Consider the following 18,846-nt stretch of genomic DNA (forward strand, 5'->3'; position numbering starts at 1 on the left):
GCAGGAGATCGCATGACGACGTCGATCAGCCCGCGCGTTTTCACTCTAAGGTTGCACCAATGAGCGCGTTGGCCCCTGAGAGCAACGAGTCGAGCAGCAGCGGTGCGCCGGATGGCCGACGCGAGCAACTGCTCGATGCCGCCCTGGCGGTGATCGCCGAGCGCGGCTTCCCCGAGACCCGCATCGCGGACGTCGCCGCGCGGGCCGGCACGAGCCCGGCGCTCGTCATCTATTACTTCAAGACCCGCGACCAGCTGCTGACCGAGGCGATCCGCCTGTCCGAGGACCGCTGGTACGCCGAGGGCACCGCGCGGATCGCCACCATTCCCTCGGCGGCCGGTCGGCTCGAAGAGCTGGTCGCCATGACCTGCATGCCCGAAGAAGAGGGCGATCCGGTGTCGTGGACGCTGTGGCTCGACCTGTGGGCGCAGGCCGCGCGGCACCCCGAGGTGGCTGCGGTCCGCCGCGAGTTCGACGAGCACTGGCGGCAGACGATCGTCGACCTGGTCCACGAAGGCCAGCAGTCGGGCGAGTTCTCGGCGATCGACGCGGACAACTTCGCGGTCGTGATGTCGGCGCTCCTTGACGGATTCGCCATCCAGATTGCACTGTGTGATCCCGTCGTCAACCACGAACGGACGTTCCGACTCAGCATGGAGTTCGCGGCCGGTCAGCTCGGCTTCGCCTGGTCCCCGAAGCCGCGTGGTCGGCGCGAGCGGGTGGGGCAGAGCACGCGTGCTCCTCGACCCGCCTGACCGCGGAGCAAGGAGGCAGCGCGGGTGGCTGGTGGCCAGGTCGACCTGATCGGTCTGACGAAGCGGTTCACCGAAGTCGCGGTCGACGAGATCGACCTCGCGATCGCGAGCGGTGAGTTCTTCTCCTTGTTGGGTCCGTCCGGTTGCGGCAAGACCACGACGCTGCGCATGATCGCCGGCTTCGAACAGCCCACCAGCGGCCAGATCCTGCTCGACGGCAGTGACGTCTCCCGCGTGCCTCCGGACAAGCGCAACGTCAACACGGTTTTCCAGAACTACGCGCTGTTCCCGTTTCTCAGCGTCTACGACAACGTCGCCTTCGGGCTTCGCTACCGCAAGGTGAGCAAGCAGGAAATGGCCCGAAAGGTCAACGAGGCGCTCGACCTGGTCGAGATGCGGCCCTACGCCAAGCGGCGTCCGGCCGAGATCTCCGGCGGTCAGCAGCAGCGGGTTGCGCTCGCCCGGGCCCTCGTCCTCAACCCCGCGGTCCTGCTCCTCGACGAGCCGCTCGGCGCGCTCGATGCGAAGCTGCGACGCGCGCTCAAGGTCGAGCTCAAGGCGCTGCAGGAGCGGGTCGGCATCACGTTCCTCTATGTCACGCACGACCAGGAAGAAGCGCTGACGATGTCCGACCGGCTCGCGGTCATGTCGGCCGGCAAGCTGGCCCAGGTCGGTTCGCCGCGCGAGGTCTACGAGGCGCCTGCATCGACGTACGTCGCAGACTTCCTCGGGGTCTCCAACCTCATGAACGTCGAGGTGGTCGAGGTCGGCTCGCGGTGCATGGTGAAGCTCGGCGAGTCCGTGTTGTCCGTCGAGCCGAACGGCACGACCCCGAGCCGGGGTTCGGCGATGCTCTGCATCCGACCCGAGAAGGTCGACCTCGAGCCGCACGGAACTCCTGGCGACAACCGCGCGCCGGCGATGATCGAGCGCAGCGTGTTCCTCGGGTCCTCGACGCAGGTCTACGTCCGGCTCGCGGCCGGCCCGTCGCTGCAGGCGCAGCTCACCGGCGAGAAGGCTGCCGTCGACCTCGCGCAGGGCACGCCGGTCAGCGTCCACCTGCCACCTCACGCGCTGCGAGTACTACCGGAGGACCCGGCGTTCACGGCGAAGGCGGCCGACGATTGGGACGCTGCAGATCCCGGCGAGCCCGCCTGACTCCTCCGGCGGAAGTTCCACTCAGCACGTGGTCACCGGTGGACTCCGAGCCTCGCTGTTTCCTCCTCGCAACTAGTGGCTCGGAATCGGCCGAGATTTGGTGGACGGGCGCTGCGCTTTGGCTGACAACATGACGGGGTGACTGGCACGGACGTCGAGTCGGGCTCCGATGCTGAGGTGGCACTCGCGGCCGCCTCAGCTGGTGCGGCAGTCGTGCGTCGGCTGTTCCATCAACCCCTGGTTCGCTACGACAAGTCGTCGACCGACTTCGCGACGCAAGCCGACCTCGAGAGCGAGGAGGCGATCCGCGCTGTCATCCTCGCCGCGCGACCTTCCGACACGTTCGTGGGTGAGGAACGCGGTGAGAGGCTCGGCGCAGAAGACGCCCGCCGATGGCTGGTCGATCCGCTCTGCGGGACGTTGAACTATGCAGCAGGCACTCCCCTCGCGGCGACCAACGTCGCGCTCGCGACGTCGGCTGGGGTCCAAGTCGCCGTGTCGGCAGACCCGATCGCCGAGGAGTACTTCTGGACCGACGGTGAGGCTGCATGGCTTCGCCAGGGAGGTCTCGATACGCGACTCGAGCCGACGGCATCGTCGAGTCTGGTCGACGTCAACTGCGATGGTCTCGGCGACTTCATCGGACCCCAACTTGTTGCCGACAGCGAACTGCGAAGCCGCTACGGACCCCGCGTACTGTCGACCACCCTCGCGCTGGCATGGGTCGCCGCGGGCCAGCGTACCGCGTACATCACCGATGGTGACCTGGCCGGGAGTGTCCACTTCACCGCAGGCATTGCACTGTGCCGCGATGCGGGCTGTGTTGTGAGCGACCTGATGGGTGATCCGACCTATTACCGGACGCGGCCTCATAGCGGCCGCTGACTCAAGCACCCATCGACACCTGGTGCACCTGGTCGGCAAGTACCTACCCTGACCGTCGGGTGCTGCCGAATCGACTCAGAGAGCCGGCTATGGTCGGTCGGCTCCTCCGGCTTGATTCGTCGGTGAGGTGGCGACCTGACTGTGACCCATAACTGTGCGTGTGTCCGCATCAGAACACCGCTTCCGGTCGCCGCGGTTCTATCCAGATATGTGTCCTCGAGCACGGCAAGCGTCAGCGTGCTGCTGACCTAACAAGGTAGAGGCCTCGCCGGTGCCACCGGTCAGCACCAAGCAGGCGAAGTACGTTCGACCGCGATGCCCTTCGGGCTTATAGAAACGCACCGTAACGCGACGGTTGATCAGGTTGCCAGCATCGCAGGCGGGGGTGCAACTGTTGAATCGCTGGACGGCGTGAGCTCGGGCGGTGTGGGTGGACCATCCTTGGTAGTGGAGCCCTTTCAGTACGTAGATCGCGTCACCCCCGCAGTCCACTGTCATATTGACGGGCTTGAAGCGCGCACTCTTCGTCGGATGCAGACAGTTCGCAACGACGAGCACTCGGCTTGGCGAGCTGTGCGTCCCTGCGACCGTCGAAGACACACGCGAGCCGATCGGACCTGGCGTGGCGAACTGCCTCGACACGGTGCATCCCGTTACAGCGACGAGCATGACGAGCAATCCCGCCCATCTCGCGCCACTCACACGGTTTTGACGCTGGAACATCACCGAAGGTTGTGTTGATAGCCGATCAGACCGAACAAGCTCGGTTCGAACGAAGGTGTGGAGCCGACCCTTTAGGGGCTTGCCTTTGCAACGACCTTCGGTGGTGTATTCGGTGTGCTGATCCCTAGCAGCTCGGTGCGGTCGCGGCTGACCATGATCACGTCGCCGAGTGCTCCGATCGGTGCGGTCGGTGCAAACGCTGTCGTGGAGCTCACGACGGTGCCGGGCAAGCCAACACCGCTGGCGAGCGGTCCAGCCCCGAACGCCATCGAGGTAGCCAGCGTGGCCGAGCTGACGAGCCGCGCGACTCCGGAGCACACGAGCACATTGTTACCCGAACACCGTCGACCACAGCATCCAAGCGGACGCCGCCAACTCCCCGAAAAGGTTAGAGCCTGGTGAATCGGCCGTTCCGCCACACCCATTCGAGGTGCAGCGACCGGTCGGGACAGCACGAAGGGACATGCCGGGAGGTGAAGCCGCCGGCCTTGGTTCGAACCACGTCGTCGTACACCGAGAACGTGTTGGTCTGGAAGTAGTGCGATGCCGGTCTCGCGGTCGCAGCGAGCAGTGTCGCCAGCAGTTCGGGATGCCGCGCCGAGGATCGACCGTCGTACACGTAGAGCGCCGAAGGAGGCGTACCGGCGCCGAAGTTGCAACGGACCTCAACGACTGCATCCGGAAACCCGTCGTCGCCGAAGTCGTACAGGATGTGCCGCAGAACTGTGATGTGACCGTATCGACCACACCGATCCGGATAACTGACCCTGTTCCACTCGACGTGGGCCAGCCTGGCTCGCACGGGCACATCGACCAGATCCGTACTGCAACGGGTCGTACGACCGTTGTGACTACTGTCAACCCGCACCGGCACCTCAGCACTCGAACTGCCCGCCCGGCCCACGGTGAACGGGATGGTTGCATGACCTGCAGAGTTCGCCAAAGCGAAGCGCGTGACACTATCTCGCGCGAAGGTCATCGTCACCGAGACGCGCGCGAAGGGCTGGGTCGAGGCGCCGACTCGCACATTCGCGTATCTGTGCACCCCTCGTTTGCTAAGTGTGACCCTGCAATGCCGCGAGCTATCCGCTTCGCTGCCCGCGCTTCGGCTATGCGGGGGCTGGTTCACGACCGATGACGACGCGCAACCAACACACGCCAAGCCAACCGTCACCACAGCCAAGAGCCAGCGCTGCAACCGGCATCTCAACGTCGTTCAGCCTCCCTCGCTGATCGCGGTTGGCGGATCCAATCGCGGGCGCACCGCGCGATCTCACCCATACGGAGACGCTTGAGGCCACACCGGGGTTGCCCGATCGCGGTCGGCCAGCGCTGAACCTCGGAGCGAGTTGCCTACTGGTCGTTCCCATCGGGTAGGACTCCGGATGATGGAGGTGCCATATGCAGTTCTTGATGTTGATCTACCGAGACCGTGTCCCTGTCGGAGCCTCGAACGGCCCAGCCGGTAGCGACGTAGAGGCATGGGTTACGCGATTGACTGAGAGAGGTATTCGGCTCGCCGGCGATCCGGTCGCTCCCGACAACGAGGCACTCACGGTTCGAGTTCGTAACGGCTCGACCAAGGTGGACAAGGCCGCGTTTCTGGACACCGGTGGCGCACTCCTTGGGTTCGACCTCCTGGAGTGTGTGGACCAGGACCAGGCGGTCGCCGTCGCCGCGGAGCACCCGCTGGCGGTGCGACACGTGCTGGAGCTGCGCCCCATCAGGTCCGACTAGACGCCCAGGAGCATCACCTAGCCGCTTGAGAACGAAGCCTCTCCTGTTTGATACAGGCCCAGGCTCAAGATCGCTCAGCAGCGGCGGGGGTGGCGGGGTGTTTGCACTACATGCGAAAGACGCCATCGTTCGGGCCCGCGGGTTGCCGTCCTACACCATCCCGCTGCTTAGCTGGTCGGCCGTCATGCGGTCGGCAGTGACCAAGGAGTCCCAGGTACCCGTGCCGTCCGAGAGAGGCGTGAACCGGTAGTCGCCAGTTTCCAGGAAACCGGCCCACCACTCGATCGGCACCGCCAACGAACTGATCTTGTGGCTCTCATCGAGGGGGTACTCGTACATTCGGGCGGTGATGGTCCCGCGCCGGCGAGAGTCATCTCCGCAGTACATGATGATCGGGTCGCCGCACCACATAACTGGCAGCCAGCGCGGGTCATCTTCGTCGAACTCGGCGATGCTCGCGTAGACGGTTGGGTAATCATCGAGGGCTTGCGCTAGCGACCGTGTCTGAAGGCTCGGGCCGATCCACCCACCCCACCACTCCTGTTCAGACGGCTGGTGGTAACCGTTGTGCCAGCCGAACAGTGTGATGAGATCCTCCGGCGGATCGAGGTCGACAGCACCTAGTTGGCCGCGGATGTCGGCTTCCGTTAGGCCCGGCTGAAGTCCTTCGACGACGGGACAACGAACCTGGACAAGCGCACGCTCAAGGCGTTCCAAGGCCTCTTGCAACCGCTGGGACACCAACGCATCCTACGATCTAGTCAGCAGAGCGAACGATGGGAACTTACTCTTCCGTTTCGTCGGGGCGTTTTGCTATCGACCAGCGCGCCTGGACTTGAAGAGAGATGAACGGCGGAAGCATCCAGTCGCGCCGGATCTCGGCAGCACGGCAGCTCTGGCGCAGGGAACGGCACTACCTGTTCGGCACTGAACTGACCAACCTCGCGGATGGCCTGTCGACGGATCCCGCGCCTGGGCGTGAGTCTGCCGAAACACGCCTGAGGCCACACCACACGCTGCGATGATCGTATGGTGAGCACGAGGCGAGCCGGCTGGTTCGGTTGGGCTGTGCTCGGCGTTCTTCTGGTGTCCGGGTGTTCAGGTGGAGGAGGCCACCCGAAGCCGGAAACGGCGCCCGGCGAGGACCCGACCCAGGTCGTGCAGCGATACACGCCCTTTCGTCCGGACGGATCGCTCCTCGCAGGATTGAGCATCCGGCGATCGCTGCGCGGCACCTGCACCGACAGAGGCGCAGTACTGCCGAACACCTATGTCTGTGGTGTGGACTTAAGCCGAGCAAGCAGCCCTGTCGTGGGCCTTTGTTACCCGAAGCCGACGCATAATCAGCTGATCTGCGTCGCCAGCCCAGGAGCGCACACGGCAGTGAAGTTCCGCTCGACCCGGCCGCTGCCGCCCCCGACCACGAGTCCGCCGAATGCACCCCCCACGCAGTTGCTCCTCTCGGATCGAGCGGTATGTGACTCGGTCCAGGCGTTCGGGCCCAACGGGAGGCTCCTGATCGAAGGCGCCCCCGGGCAGGACGGCTCGTTGCGCGTGACCTACGAGTGCGACGGTCCCGTCAGCGCAGTGTTCGGACCGATCAACGAGGCGACCACGACCTGGGCCGTGAGAGCACGCGTGACCGTAACCCAAGGCCCGCTCCGAACGCTCTTCGTCAAACGCGCGTGGCGCTAGTGCAGCACGGCACGTACCGCCGGGATCAGGTGTGGCAGATGTCCGCGATGGCACCGCTCAACGAAACCCCTCGCGTCAAGAGGCGATGAGCCGCGGCGTTATGACCTGCGTGTGAATCAGTCGCAGCCAGATCAAGCAAACGAGCCAGCTTGTCACCATCAGCACGAAGCACCAAGCCGGCCTTTACCCCAGCAACGTCGGCCCTCACCTCCTTGGCCGCTTGCCGGACGCCGTTGACGAGCTGGAACTCTGTGGCACTGTCCTTCGCGCAGTCCTGTCGCGACAGTGTCGAGGTTCGCGGCGGGTCAGATGCCGGCGAAATTGGCTAGCGACTCCTCGCGGGACGATCGCTCGCCGCGGGTCATCCAGCGGTAGCCGACGTAGCCCAGGATCGCTACCACGAACGAGAAGAGCAGCATCAGCGTCGCCAGCGCGTTGAGGGCCGGCCCGCCGTTGCCGCCGTGGGTGTTGGAGTAGATGATCACCGACATCGGCTGCGTCGCCGCGTTCGACGACAGCAGGTCGACCAGGACGAAGTCGTCGATGACACCGGAGAACACGAGTACGGCGGAGGCGAAGATCGCCGGAGCGAGCATCGGCAGCAGCACGCGGCGTACCGCTTCCAGCTTCGAGGCACCGAGGTCGGCCGCGGCTTCCTCGTACTGACGCCCGATCGACACCAGCCGCGCGCGCACGATGATCGCCGGCCAGCTGAGGTTCCAGGTCACGAGACCGAGCGTTTCGGCCAGCGTTCCCAGCCGGATCGAGGTGAACAGCGTGTTGAACACGAAGAACAGCGCGACGCCGAAGATCAGCTCCGGGATGACGAAGGAGAAGACCATGACGAAGTTCGCCGCGGACGCCGGTCGGCTGCGCCACCGGTCGACGCCGATCGCGAAGGCCACGCCGATCGGCACCGCGATGAGCGTCGTGTAGAGCGACAGCTTCAGCGTCTGCTCGACCGCGGCGTGCAGCTGTGGGTTGTGCAGGACGGAGTTCAACGGGTCGGTCGTGTACCAGCGCATCGAGAAGCCCTGCCACACGCTCTGCGACTTGCCGTTGTTGAACGAGAAGAGGACCGCGAGGCCGATCGGCAGCAGCGACCATGCGACGTAGAGCCAGGTGAAGCCCTCGAGGAAGATCGGCCGCCGCCACGGATTGCCGATGAACCGGCGCGGTTTCGGCGCGGGCACGGCCGCGGTCGCGGGCGGCGCGGCGGCGCTCGGCGCCGGAGCCGTGATGTCGCTCATCGCCGTACGCCGATCATGCGTTCGCCTTCGACGCGCGGTTGGTCGCGATGACGTAGTAGAGCATCGGGATCACGAGGACCCCGAGCAGCATCAGCGACAGCGCGGCACCCTGAGTCTGCAGCTGCGTCGACGACAGCTGTTCCTCGATCGTGTTGCCGATCATCGCCGTGTTGGTGGCACCGGAGAGCATCTGGTTGGTGAAGTAGTCGCCGATCATCGGCAGCACCGTCACGAGCAGCCCGGTGAGGATCGCCTGCCGGGACAGCGGCAACGTCACCCGCACGAACGTCCGAACGCGGCTCAGCCCGAGGTCGCGTCCCGCTTCGATCAGGCTCGGGTCGATCCGGTCCAGGCCGGCGAACAGCACCAGGATGAGATACGGAATGTAGCCGTAGACCAGGCCGAGGATCACGGTGGACGCCTTGCCGCCGAGCCACACCACCGGATGCCCGATCAGGTGCAGGTCCACGAGGATGCGGTTGACATATCCGTCGGTCTGGAGCAGGTCGATCCACGCCAGCATCCGCATCATGTAGCTGACCCAGAACGGCGCGAGCAGCAACCCGAGCAGCAGGCCCTTCTGCTTCCCGGCGAACCGGCTGACGAAGTACGCCGCGGGATAGCCGATCAGCAACGAGAGCAGTGCAGCGACGCCGACGTAGACCGCCGTCCGGAGCACCTCCGGGCCGAGGAACGCGCCGGTCCCGGAGAACTCGTGGAAGACGGCTCGGTAGGCCGCGCCGCTCCAGTGCAACGGGTCCCACGCCGGCACCGGTGTGCCGATGATCTCGTTGATCGTCCCCCCGGCAACCGCAAGTGCGACGTAGAACGGCACGAGGAAGAGCAGGATCAGCCAGATCATCGCGGGCGCGGACAGGCCCGCCCACAGCACGCGCCGGGGCGCCTTCGGCGCGTCAGAGCGGCGGCGCAGGCGCGGTGGCGCGAGTGTGCTCACCGGCTGGGCCTCGGCGCGGGTCCGGCCACTACACGCCGCGGGTGACGTTGAGCCAGTCCTGCTGCCACACCCCGTTCGCACTTGCGGGTAGCTCGAGCTCGTGCAGGCCGCGGCTGAAGTACGACTCGAGAACCACCGTCGAAGTGAGGTTCTTCGGCAGGATCTTCTCCTTGATCAACCGCTGGGGGGTCACGCCGTACAACGGCTGCATGTAGCCGTTGTAGCTGATGTTCTCGAGCGCGTTGTCGGTGTTCAGGAAGTAGTTCAAGAACAGGTGGGCGAGCACCGGGTTCTTGCCACCGGCCAGTACCGCCATCGTGTCGTTCGCCACCGGACCCTTGCCGTCCGCGGGGAACCAGTAGCTCACGACGTCCACCGACACGCCCTTCGGCATGTATTGCGCGGCTGCCGCGATGTCGCCCGACCACGAGTGGTGGATCCACATCTGACCACTCGGGATGTTCGTGTAGTCGTTGTTGTCGATGTGGACGTTGACCAGCTTGGCGAGATCGAGCAGGGTCTTCTCGGACGCGGTCAGCAGGTTGACGTCCGTGGTGTTGAGATCGGTCTGCCCGTTGTACATCAAGCCGAGCGAGAGCCCCTCGCGGTAGTCGTCGAGGATCGCGATCTTGCCCTTGTACTTCGGCTGCCAGAGGAACGACCACGGGTTCGTGAGGCTCGCCGGGCTCCCCGGGACGTGGTCGTTGCGCCACGAGATGCCGGTCGTGTAGATCGTGTACGGGACGGTGTATTGCCACTTCCCGTCGTAGAAGGGGTTCGTGAACTCCTTCCACGCGTTGGAGATGTTCGGGATGTAGCTGTGGTTCAGCGGCCGGATCAGCTTCGTCTCGACCAGCGGACCGAGCTGGTCGACGGTCGGGATGAACACGTCGAACTCGAGCTGCCCGGTCTGCAGCTTCGCCATGGCTTCTTCCATGGTGTTGAACGTCGTGACCTGGACCTTGCAGTTGTACTTCTTCTCGAAGTTCTTGATCGACTGCGGGTTGATGTACGCGACCCAGTTGTAGAGCTTCAGGGTCGCGTTCTGTTCGGGCTGCATGCCGCTCGCGATCGGCTTGTTGTCCGAGTAGATCGGCCAGGTCACCGGGTTGTTCGGTCGCGGCAGCCCGGGGGTCGCGGTGCCGCCGCCCCCACCACCGCCGCCGGATGAGCTGCTGGTCCCCCCACCGCAAGCCGAAAGCACCGGGGCCAGGCCGGCGAGCGCACCGGCGCCGAGTCCGCCCCTGAGCAGGTCACGTCTGGAAAAGCCGCCCGGTCGATCACCCTCGGACCAGCCTTGCCGTGGATGGTGCGTCAGCGAAACCTCCCCAGACTGAACGGTGGGTCAGTGGTAGGAAACTACGACGTGGCCGCGACGGCAAGCCCTATCAGGCATCGTCCCGGGTCAGGTCGGCCGCGCAACGCTCGAAGTTCGCCACGAACCGCTCGATGTCGGCCTCGTCGTGCTGCACCGACATCAGCCATTGCTCGATCTTCCCCCACGGCGGCAGGAACACCCCGCCGTTGTGCTGATACAGCCAGTGCGCATGGTTGTAGCGGTCGTCGATTCCGAGGAACCCGCGGTAGTTGCGCACCGGCTCCCGACGGAAGACGACACACCCCTTCGCGCCGACCGCGACAACATGAGCGTCGAGCCCGTTCTCCGCGATGATGCGCTCGAACTCGCTCACTACCTGCCCGCGGAGCCGGTCGATCCGGGCGTAGGCCTCGTCGGTCGCAACCTCGGTGAGCATCGCCCGCGTCGCGGCCATGGCGAGCGGGTTGCCGTTGAAGGTGCCCACCTGCTCGTAGTCGCCGTTGGCAAGGTGCTCCATGACCTCGGCGGTGCCGCCGACCGCGGCGGACGCGACGCCGCCGCCGATCGCCTTGGCCAGGCAGACGATGTCGGGAGTGACGCCGACCGCGCCGGTGGCGCCCGACGGTCCCGCAGTGAGACCGGTCTTGACCTCGTCGTAGGCGAGCAACGCACCGTGCGCGTGCAGCAGGTCCTTCGCGCCGGCGAGGTAGCCGGGCTCGGGTGTGATGATCCCGGCGTTCATCATGATCGGCTCGACGATCATGCCGGCGACCTTGCCCTGGTAGTCGTCGAGCAGCGCGGACAGTGCCGGCAGGTCGTTGAAACCGACCACGAGGGTCAGGTCGGTGATCGCGCTCGGGATGCCCGAGCTCGCCGGCGCCTGGTTGGGCCGGAACGCGTCGCCGACCTCGTCCTCCTCCGGGGTCACCGAGACCTGCACTGAGTCGTGGTGCCCGTGGTAGCAGCCCTCGACCTTGATGATGTAGTCGCGGCCGGTCACCGCGCGCATGATGTGCACCGCGTCCATCGTCGACTCGGTGCCCGAGTTGCCGAACCGCCACAGCGGCAGGCCCCAGCGCCGCTGCAGCTCCTCGGCGACGATGATCGCGTTCTCGGTCGGCTGCGCGAAGTGGGTGCCGCGCGCGACCTGGGCGCGCACCGCCTCCACGACCGCGGGGTGCGCGTGCCCGGCGAGCGCCGCGCCGTAACCACCGTGCAGGTCGACGTACTCGTTGCCGTCGACGTCGTAGATCTTCGACCCGCTGCCGTGGCTGAGCCAGACCGCCTGGGGCCGGGTGATCTGCCAGTTGGAGGTGACGCCGCCGGCGAGCGCCGAGCTCGCTCGCGCGGTGAGCGCGGCCGACTGCGGCTGGCGCTCGACGAACCGCTTCTCCTGCTCCGCGATGACCCGTTCGAGGGCCAGCGAGAGGTCGCGTTTTGGTTCGGTTTGGACGGACACGATGGTCACTCCGAATGTCGTTTGACTGAACGTTCAAACTGGCTTCAACGTACGGCGAACCGGCCTGCTTTGACAAGCATCCCGCAGCCTGGTCGGATGCTGGACAGTGAACCGGCCCGCGCTTATCTTGACTGTATGGTCAGTCAACTAGCCTCCCGCGCGCCCGCGCCGCTCGACCCGGCCGAGCTGGCCAACTCCCTGCTTCCGTTCGGCGAGAGTCGCATGCTCCCCCGCGCCGCCTACGTCGACCCCGCGGTGTTCGAGTGGGAGCGGGCCAACTTCTTCGGCGGCGGGTGGATGTGCGTCGGCCGCAGCGAGGACGTCGCGAACCCCGGCGACCAGCGGGCCGAGGCGGTCGGCCCGGCCGGAGTGCTGCTGGTCCGCGGTGACGACGGCGTCCTGCGCGCCTTCGCGAACTTCTGCCGGCACCGGGGCCACGAGCTGCTCGGGTGCGGTGCAGCGATCAACCGGCGCGTCATCGCGTGCCCCTACCACTCCTGGGGCTACGAGCTGTCCGGGGAGCTGCGAGCCGCCAAGGGCTTCAAGGGCCGCGAGGGCTTCGACACCTCGTCGTGGGGACTGGTGCCGCTGCCGGTGAACGAGTGGCACGGGCTGATCTTCGTCGACGGCTCGGGCCAGGCGGCACCGCTCGAGGAGCAGCTCGGCGACATCGAGGAGGTCGTCGCGCCGTACGAGATGGAACGGCTCAAGGTCGCCGGCCGGCACGAGTACGAGACGACCGCCAACTGGAAGATCCTCACCGAGAACTACCACGAGTGCTACCACTGCCCCGTCATCCACCCCGAGCTGTGCCAGGTGAGCCCGCCTTCGAGCGGGCACAACTACGCCGCGTCGGGGGCCTGGGTCGGCGGCACGATGGACCTGCGCGAAGGCATGGTCACGATGTCGCTCGACGGGACGAGCAACGGCGTGCCGCTGCGCGGGCTCGACGCCGAGGGCCTGCGCACGGTCATCTACCTCAACGTCTTCCCGAACATCCTGGTGAGCCTGCACCCCGACTACGTGATGGTGCACCGGCTGACGCCGCTTGCCGCGAACCGGACGAGGATCGAGTGCACCTGGGCGTTCGCGCCCGAGGCGGTCGAGCGGCCCGAGTTCGACCCGTCGTACGCCGTGGACTTCTGGGACATCACCAACCGGCAGGACTGGGGCGCCTGCGAGTCGGTGCAGCGCGGCCTGACCTCGGAGCACGCGGTGCCGGGCCCGCTGTCCCCCGAGGAGGACGCGGTCTACCAGTTCGTGACGATGGTCGCGCGCGGCTACCAGGGCCAAGCCGTGCGGAACATCTCGAGCGCCACTGTCGCCGGCTGACCGCCGGGCTCGACCCCACCGGGTGAGCGACGCTCACGGCACCCGGTTCGCGTCGTTGTCGAGCCACTCGCCCGACACCGTCGACAGGAACTCCGGCTGGCGTCGCGCGCCGAGCCCTAGGTAGAAGTCCACCGCGTCATCCGCCTGCCAGCCGACATGCTGGCCGGGTACGGCGTCGACCAGCGCGCGGACCATCGCCGTACCGATTCCCTGGCGTCGCGAGGCCGACTGCGTCCACAGGTCGACGAGATAGGCATTGCAGACGTGGTCGGAGAGCAGCCGGCCCATGCCGACGACCCGATCGCCCGACCACGCAAAGACCACGTGCTGGGAGTTCTCGAAAGAGCGCCGCAGCGCGGCCGGGCTCCGGCCGTTGTCGAACCGGTCGGCCGCGAGGTCGGCCTTTGCCTGATCCCAGTCGACCCCGTCGCAGGTCATGGTCAACCGCCAGCCGGGATCGGTCGCCACGTTTCGTTCAGCCCGCGGTCGCGCCGACCCGCGCCCGGTCCGCCGACAGCCGCTCCTCGTACTGGGTTGCCATCTGCTCGAGCTGGTCGAGATGCGCGGCAAGGTCGGACTGCGCCTGCTGTGCCACGGGCGAGTGGAACGTCGTCTCGAAGACCTTCCAGTGCCGAAGGATCGGCGCCACCACCTCGTCGCGATGGATTCGCAGGTCGTAGATGCCGGCCTTCGCGATCCGCACGCTCTTGCGCGAGAAGTTCGGGATTGCGGTGCCGGGCATCTGGAAGCCGAGCACCTCCGCGGCAACCGCGACGACCGTCTGGTCGGGATCCACCTCCATCGCCGCGCGTACCAGATCGCGGTAGAAGACCATGTGCAGGTTCTCGTCGGCGGAGATGCGCGCCATCAGCTTGTCGGCGACGGGATCACCGCAGATCCTGCCGGTGTTGCGATGCGCGATCCGGGTCGCCAGCTCCTGGAAGCTCACGTAGGCGAGCACCCGGACCAGGTCCTTGCCGGCGGCGGAGTACCCGTTCTGCATCGTGGCCATCCGGCCCCGCTCGAGCTCGATCGGATCCGCGGCCCGCGTCACCAGCAGGTAGTCGCGGATGCACATCGCGTGCCGGCCTTCTTCGGCCGTCCAGCGATGCACCCAGGTCCCCCACGCGCCGTCGCGCCCGAACGCGGTCGCGATCTCGTGGTGGTAGCTCGGCAGGTTGTCCTCGGTGAGCAGGTTCACCTCGAACGCGGTCTGCGCCACGGGAGACAGCGACGACTGGTCCGGAGTCCATTCGATGCCCTCGTCGCCCACGAAGTCGCGACCCAGCCGCCACGGCACGTACTCGTGCGGCATCCACTCCTGCGCGAGGGAAAGGTGACGGTTGAGGTTGACCTCGACCGTCGGTTCGAGCTCGCGAAGAAGGTCCAGCGGATCCAACGTCTGCATCTCACCCTGCCTTCGTGATCGACTGATCCTTCCCCGATTTGGCCCATACAGTCGCACGGCTCGATGGTCCAACGCCAATATGCGGCGTACCTTCACCTCATGGGCAACAAGAACAAGGCAGGCCGCGAGCCTAAAAAGCCGAAGAAGAGCTCGAAGCTCAAGGCGGCGCCGGTGGCCACCACGGTCATCCCTACGGCGCAACATCCGACCGAGCACAAGTCGCAATAGACCGTTCTGGGCGCGGCTCACGCCAAGATTGATGCCATGACCGATCCGCCCGAACCGTCCCACTCGTCGATTTCTGCGGCCGACGCGAAGGGACGGTGGCTCACCGAGCGGGTCGAGGCCGATATCCACCGCGCCGAAGAGCGCTACGTCCCCGCCTGGCTGCGGCCGACCGACGCCGAGAACCGGATCCCGGCCGGCATCGCGATCGCGGTGGCGATCGTGCTGCAGCTACGCCTGCCGAACCGGTACGGCGTGCACCCGCGCTGGATCCTGCCCGCGCTCGAGGCGGCGCTGCTGGTCGCGCTGACGATCCTGAACCCGGTGCGGCTCACGCGCCGCACGGCGTTCGGACGGTACGCGGCGATCCTGCTGGTCGCGCTGATCACCGCCGACAACGTGATCAGCGCGATCCTGCTCGACCATGACATCCTCACCGGCGGCGCCAGCAACGACGCGACCGGCCTGCTGGCCAGCGGCTCGGCGATCTATCTGACCAACATGATCGCGTTCGGGTTGTGGTACTGGGAGATCGACCGCGGCGGACCGTTCGCGAGAACCCAGGGCGAGGATCCGCACCCGGACTTCCTGTTCCCGCAGATGACCAGTCCCGAGCTCGCGCCGGCGGACTGGGAGCCGCGGTTCCTCGACTACCTCTACGTCAGCTTCACGAACGTCGTGGCGTTCTCTCCGACCGACACGATGCCGCTCGGGCGTGGGGTGAAGACGTTGATGGCGGTGCAGAGCCTGGTCGCGCTGTCAACCATCGGGCTGGTCCTCGCCCGCGCCGTCAACGTCCTCAACGTGGCCCACCACTAGGACGCCGGACGCCGCGAGCAGCTTCTCCCACCGGGAGAGCTTGATCCGCGCGCTACCTCGCTCGGCGCCCAACGCGACTTCCGCCGCGTCGATCGCGGCCCAGCCGTCCAGGCCGACCGGATGCGCGCCGCGGGTCACGGCGAGGCCGAGCGCCGTTCCGGGCGCGACGTCACGCGCCCGCAACGCGTCGGCGTCGCCGAGGATCACCCGCACGGTTGCTGTGGCGTCAGAACGATTCGTGCCGATCACGCCGGTCGCGCCTCGCTTGATCCAGCCAGCGGCATACTCGCCCCACTCCCCATCAGCGCGCTGCACGCGATGGTCGACGACCGCCAGCGTGCCGGACTGCTCGTCGAACGGCAGCCCGTCGAGCGCCGTACCCCGGTAGCCGGCCGAGCGAAGGACCAGCTGCGCGCCGATCTCCTCGGTCGAGCCGTCCGGGTGCTCGACCCGAAGTCCCTCGACCGAGTCCGTGCCGAGCACCGCGACCGGCGTGGAGTGAAAGTGCAGGTAGATCCGGCGCGGCGCACCGGTGAGCGAGCGCTGAGACCAGCCGCGGAAGACCTCGAGGTTGCGGCGTACGACGGTGTCCTCGGGCTCGCCGACGTTCTCCATCGCGGCCGGGTCGAGGACGACGTCGACGCCGGAGAGCTCGCCGAGCTCGCGCAGCTCCTTGGTCGTGAACTTCGCATGCTCGGGCCCGCGCCGGCCGACGATGTGCACCTCGGTGATGGACGATCGGCGCAGGCAGTCCAGGACCTCGTCACTGACGTCGGTGGGCGACAGCTCCTCGGGATCGCGGATGAGGATGCGCGCTGCGTCGAGCGCGACGTTGCCGAGTCCGATCACGACCGCGCTGCGGGCCGTGAGGTCGAAGCCGGCAACGCTGGCGTCGGGATCGTCGCAGTACCAGTTCACGAACTCGCGCGCGGACAGGCTGCCCCGAAGGTCCTCGCCCGGGATGCCGAGCTTGCGATCGGTTGCCGCGCCGTAGGAGTAGACGACCGCGTGGTAGTCGCCGAGCAGCTCGGCGACGGTGATGTCGGTGCCGACCGTGATGTTGCCGAAGAACCGCACGTGCTCGTTGTCCAAGGTGCGCTGCAAGGTGATGCCGAGCGCCTTCATCTTCAGGTGGTCCGGCGCGACGCCATACCGCAGCAGGCCGAACGGCGTCGGCAACCGGTCGAAGATGTCGACCGCGACCGGGACCTCGGTCTGGTCGACAAGAGCGGCCGCGGTGTAGATGCCGGCCGGGCCGGCGCCGACGACGGCGACCCGCAGCTCTTCCTCGACCGCAGTCACAGCGCCTCATCCTAGGGACGAGCGGCGCCGCCGCCACAGCCCGCTCAGTAGGGTTGGTGCTCGGCCGAAAGGAGTCACCATCGACGCGGTGGTCGTCGGCGCGGGGCCGAACGGGCTGGCCGCCGCGGTGACCCTCGCCGAGGCGGGACTGCGGGTCACCGTGCTCGAGGCCGCGGACTCCATCGGCGGCGGCATGCGCACGGCGGAGCTGACCCTCCCCGGCGTCCGCCACGACGTGTGCTCCGCGGCGCATCCGCTGGCGGCGGGATCGCCGTACTTCGCCGGTCTGCCACTCGCCGAGCACGGGCTGGAGTGGAAGCGCGCTCCGCTCGACCTGGCCCATCCGCTCGACGGTGGGCACGCCGCAACGATGGTGCGATCCATCGACGAGACCGCGGCCGGCCTCGGGGTCGACGGCCGGGCCTGGAAGCGCATCTTCGGCCCGGCCGCGCGCCGGTTCACCCCACTCGCCGACGACCTGATGCGCCCGATCCTCCACGTCCCGCGCCATCCCCTCGACCTCGCTAGATTCGGCGTGCCGGCGCTGCTTCCCGCGACCGTTCTGGCCCGAAGCTTCCGCACCGAGCCGGCTCGAGCGCTGTACGCCGGATGCGCCGCGCACCTCATCACGCCGCTGACCCAACCCGCGTCCGCGTCGGTCGGGATGATGCTGATCAGCGCGGGCCACCACGCCGGCTGGCCGGTCGCCGCCGGCGGCTCGCAGGCGATCGGCGATGCGCTGGCCGGATACCTGACCTCGCTGGGTGGCGTGATCGAAACGGGTCGCCGGGTCGGCGCGCTCGCAGACCTGCCGGAGCACGACGTCGCGCTGTTCGACACCTCGCCGACCGACCTCGTCGCGATCGCGGGCGACCGCCTGCCGGCACGGATCCGGCAGTCCTATCGGCGGTGGCGTTACGGTCCCGCGGCGTTCAAGCTCGACCTCGCGGTCGAGGACGGCGTGCCGTGGCATGCCGAGCAGTGCCGGCGCGCCGGAGTGGTGCACGTCGGCGGGTCGCTGGAGGAGATCGTCGCGTCCGAGGCAGCGGTCGCGCGCGGTCGGCTGCCGCAACGCCCGTTCGTCCTGGTCGGCCAGCAGTACCTCGCCGACCCGTCTCGCTCGGCCGGCAACGTCCACCCGGTGTGGGCCTACGCGCACGTGCCCAAGGGATATGCGCAGGACGTTTCAGAGCTCGTGATCGACCAGATCGAACGCTTCGCACCCGGCGTCCGCGACCGCATCGTCGGGCGGCACACGACCACGCCCGAACAGCTGCAGGCCTACAACCCGAACTACGTCGGAGGCGACATCGCGACCGGTGCAAACTCCGGACGGCAGCTCCTGTTCCGGCCCCGACTCGCGCTCGACCCCTACGCCACCGGGATCCCGGGCGTCTATCTCTGCTCGGCCGCCACCCCGCCGGGGGCCGGTGTCCACGGGATGTGCGGGCACCACGCCGCGCGCAGCGCGTTGCGACAGCTCGAACGAGGTAGCGCGGCCTGACTCAGTCGAGCGTGGGCGTCTCGCCACCGGTCCGGTCGAGTTCGACGCCCAGCTCGCGGGCCTCGTCCCGGTCGAGATCGAAGCGGTCGTCGAGCTCTTCCTCGTCGCCCGCCTCTGCCTCGGCGTCGTGCAGCGACCCGACGCCGTCGCGGTCGCGCCGCGGGTCGTCGTACGGGTCGTCCCGCAGGCTGTCGAGGCTGACCACCTCGGTACGGTCCATCGACTCATCGGCCATGAGGCACAGTGTGCCCCGCCCGGTGGGCGGCGTACCAGCCCACGGACGATCCACTGACGAAGCGACACTAGGGTCGCGCGGGTGAG

At 67.3% G+C, this 18,846-nt stretch carries 18 protein-coding genes; 8 read left to right on the forward strand and 10 right to left on the reverse strand.

Features of this window, described 5'->3' with window-relative positions; genetic code table 11:
* The first annotated feature begins 59 nt into the window (after positions 1-59).
* The 3 genes from VME70_11580 (at position 60) to VME70_11590 (ending at position 2,798) form a co-directional block, all read left to right on the forward strand.
* Positions 60-755, forward strand: coding sequence for a TetR family transcriptional regulator C-terminal domain-containing protein (locus tag VME70_11580; GenBank protein ID HTW20838.1), 696 nt, complete (start codon positions 60-62; stop codon positions 753-755).
* Positions 756-779: 24 nt separating this feature from the next.
* Positions 780-1,913, forward strand: coding sequence for an ABC transporter ATP-binding protein (locus VME70_11585; GenBank protein ID HTW20839.1), 1,134 nt, complete (start codon positions 780-782; stop codon positions 1,911-1,913).
* A 138-nt stretch (positions 1,914-2,051) separates the two neighbouring features.
* Positions 2,052-2,798, forward strand: a complete 747-nt coding sequence (locus VME70_11590) for an inositol monophosphatase family protein (GenBank protein ID HTW20840.1) — start codon at positions 2,052-2,054, stop codon at positions 2,796-2,798.
* Between the two features lie 1,111 nt (positions 2,799-3,909).
* Here VME70_11590 and VME70_11595 read toward each other — a convergent pair.
* Positions 3,910-4,395, reverse strand: coding sequence for a hypothetical protein (locus VME70_11595; protein HTW20841.1), 486 nt, complete (start codon positions 4,393-4,395; stop codon positions 3,910-3,912).
* 539 nt (positions 4,396-4,934) lie between these two features.
* Between VME70_11595 and VME70_11600 the strand changes: the two genes are divergently transcribed.
* A complete protein-coding gene (locus VME70_11600; protein ID HTW20842.1) occupies positions 4,935-5,258 on the forward strand; it encodes a YciI family protein in 324 nt (107 codons plus the stop codon).
* Positions 5,259-5,408: 150 nt separating this feature from the next.
* Here the strand turns inward: VME70_11600 and VME70_11605 are convergent, their stop codons facing one another.
* The 5 genes from VME70_11605 to VME70_11625 all read right to left on the reverse strand — a co-directional run bounded on the left by VME70_11605 (position 5,409) and on the right by VME70_11625 (position 11,935).
* Positions 5,409-5,999, reverse strand: coding sequence for a hypothetical protein (locus VME70_11605; GenBank protein HTW20843.1), 591 nt, complete (start codon positions 5,997-5,999; stop codon positions 5,409-5,411).
* Positions 6,000-7,258: 1,259 nt separating this feature from the next.
* A complete protein-coding gene (locus VME70_11610; protein HTW20844.1) occupies positions 7,259-8,203 on the reverse strand; it encodes an ABC transporter permease in 945 nt (314 codons plus the stop codon).
* Between the two features lie 13 nt (positions 8,204-8,216).
* Positions 8,217-9,158 (reverse strand): ABC transporter permease, encoded by a 942-nt coding sequence (locus VME70_11615; GenBank protein HTW20845.1) that lies wholly within the window; start codon positions 9,156-9,158, stop codon positions 8,217-8,219.
* A 28-nt stretch (positions 9,159-9,186) separates the two neighbouring features.
* Positions 9,187-10,263, reverse strand: coding sequence for a spermidine/putrescine ABC transporter substrate-binding protein (locus VME70_11620; protein ID HTW20846.1), 1,077 nt, complete (start codon positions 10,261-10,263; stop codon positions 9,187-9,189).
* A 283-nt stretch (positions 10,264-10,546) separates the two neighbouring features.
* Positions 10,547-11,935, reverse strand: a complete 1,389-nt coding sequence (locus tag VME70_11625) for an aspartate aminotransferase family protein (protein ID HTW20847.1) — start codon at positions 11,933-11,935, stop codon at positions 10,547-10,549.
* A 135-nt stretch (positions 11,936-12,070) separates the two neighbouring features.
* Between VME70_11625 and VME70_11630 the strand changes: the two genes are divergently transcribed.
* Positions 12,071-13,267 (forward strand): aromatic ring-hydroxylating dioxygenase subunit alpha, encoded by a 1,197-nt coding sequence (locus VME70_11630; GenBank protein ID HTW20848.1) that lies wholly within the window; start codon positions 12,071-12,073, stop codon positions 13,265-13,267.
* Between the two features lie 33 nt (positions 13,268-13,300).
* Here VME70_11630 and VME70_11635 read toward each other — a convergent pair whose 3' ends face one another.
* Both VME70_11635 and VME70_11640 read right to left on the reverse strand, forming a co-directional pair.
* Positions 13,301-13,735 (reverse strand): GNAT family N-acetyltransferase, encoded by a 435-nt coding sequence (locus VME70_11635; GenBank protein ID HTW20849.1) that lies wholly within the window; start codon positions 13,733-13,735, stop codon positions 13,301-13,303.
* Between the two features lie 7 nt (positions 13,736-13,742).
* The gene (locus VME70_11640) at positions 13,743-14,675 is read right to left on the reverse strand and encodes an acyl-ACP desaturase (GenBank protein ID HTW20850.1); all 933 of its coding nucleotides are present in this window, start codon (positions 14,673-14,675) and stop codon (positions 13,743-13,745) included.
* Between the two features lie 63 nt (positions 14,676-14,738).
* Here VME70_11640 and VME70_11645 point away from each other — a divergent pair, with 63 nt between their 5' ends.
* Together VME70_11645 and VME70_11650 are read left to right on the forward strand one after the other, a co-directional pair.
* Positions 14,739-14,903: a hypothetical protein gene (locus VME70_11645; protein ID HTW20851.1), complete on the forward strand. Its 165-nt coding sequence runs from the start codon at positions 14,739-14,741 to the stop codon at positions 14,901-14,903.
* A gap of 36 nt (positions 14,904-14,939) precedes the next feature.
* Entirely contained in the window at positions 14,940-15,719 is a 780-nt protein-coding gene (locus tag VME70_11650; GenBank protein HTW20852.1) for a hypothetical protein, read from the forward strand.
* Here the strand turns inward: VME70_11650 and VME70_11655 are convergent.
* Positions 15,660-17,021, reverse strand: coding sequence for an FAD-dependent oxidoreductase (locus tag VME70_11655; GenBank protein ID HTW20853.1), 1,362 nt, complete (start codon positions 17,019-17,021; stop codon positions 15,660-15,662). The genes VME70_11650 and VME70_11655 overlap by 60 nt on opposite strands.
* 79 nt (positions 17,022-17,100) lie before the next feature.
* Between VME70_11655 and VME70_11660 the strand changes: the two genes are divergently transcribed.
* Positions 17,101-18,525, forward strand: a complete 1,425-nt coding sequence (locus VME70_11660; protein ID HTW20854.1) for an NAD(P)/FAD-dependent oxidoreductase — start codon at positions 17,101-17,103, stop codon at positions 18,523-18,525.
* Position 18,526: 1 nt separating this feature from the next.
* Here the strand turns inward: VME70_11660 and VME70_11665 are convergent, their stop codons facing one another.
* Positions 18,527-18,760 (reverse strand): hypothetical protein, encoded by a 234-nt coding sequence (locus VME70_11665; GenBank protein ID HTW20855.1) that lies wholly within the window; start codon positions 18,758-18,760, stop codon positions 18,527-18,529.
* Between the last annotated feature and the right edge of the window lie 86 nt (positions 18,761-18,846).

It is taken from the genome of Mycobacteriales bacterium (assembly GCA_035504215.1).
Classification (GTDB): domain Bacteria; phylum Actinomycetota; class Actinomycetes; order JAFAQI01; family JAFAQI01; genus DATAUK01.

What these genes read in the sequence shown, in the direction of transcription:
- VME70_11580 (HTW20838.1), top strand. Translation starts at nt 60, where the DNA reads ATGAGCGCGTTGGCCCCTGAGAGCAACGAGTCGAGCAGCAGCGGTGCG.
- VME70_11600 (HTW20842.1), top strand. Translation starts at nt 4,935, where the DNA reads ATGTTGATCTACCGAGACCGTGTCCCTGTCGGAGCCTCGAACGGCCCA.
- VME70_11610 (HTW20844.1), bottom strand. Translation starts at nt 8,203, where the DNA reads ATGAGCGACATCACGGCTCCGGCGCCGAGCGCCGCCGCGCCGCCCGCG.
- VME70_11630 (HTW20848.1), top strand. Translation starts at nt 12,071, where the DNA reads ATGGTCAGTCAACTAGCCTCCCGCGCGCCCGCGCCGCTCGACCCGGCC.
- VME70_11640 (HTW20850.1), bottom strand. Translation starts at nt 14,675, where the DNA reads ATGCAGACGTTGGATCCGCTGGACCTTCTTCGCGAGCTCGAACCGACG.
- VME70_11645 (HTW20851.1), top strand. Translation starts at nt 14,739, where the DNA reads ATGGTCCAACGCCAATATGCGGCGTACCTTCACCTCATGGGCAACAAG.
- VME70_11650 (HTW20852.1), top strand. Translation starts at nt 14,940, where the DNA reads ATGACCGATCCGCCCGAACCGTCCCACTCGTCGATTTCTGCGGCCGAC.
- VME70_11665 (HTW20855.1), bottom strand. Translation starts at nt 18,760, where the DNA reads ATGGCCGATGAGTCGATGGACCGTACCGAGGTGGTCAGCCTCGACAGC.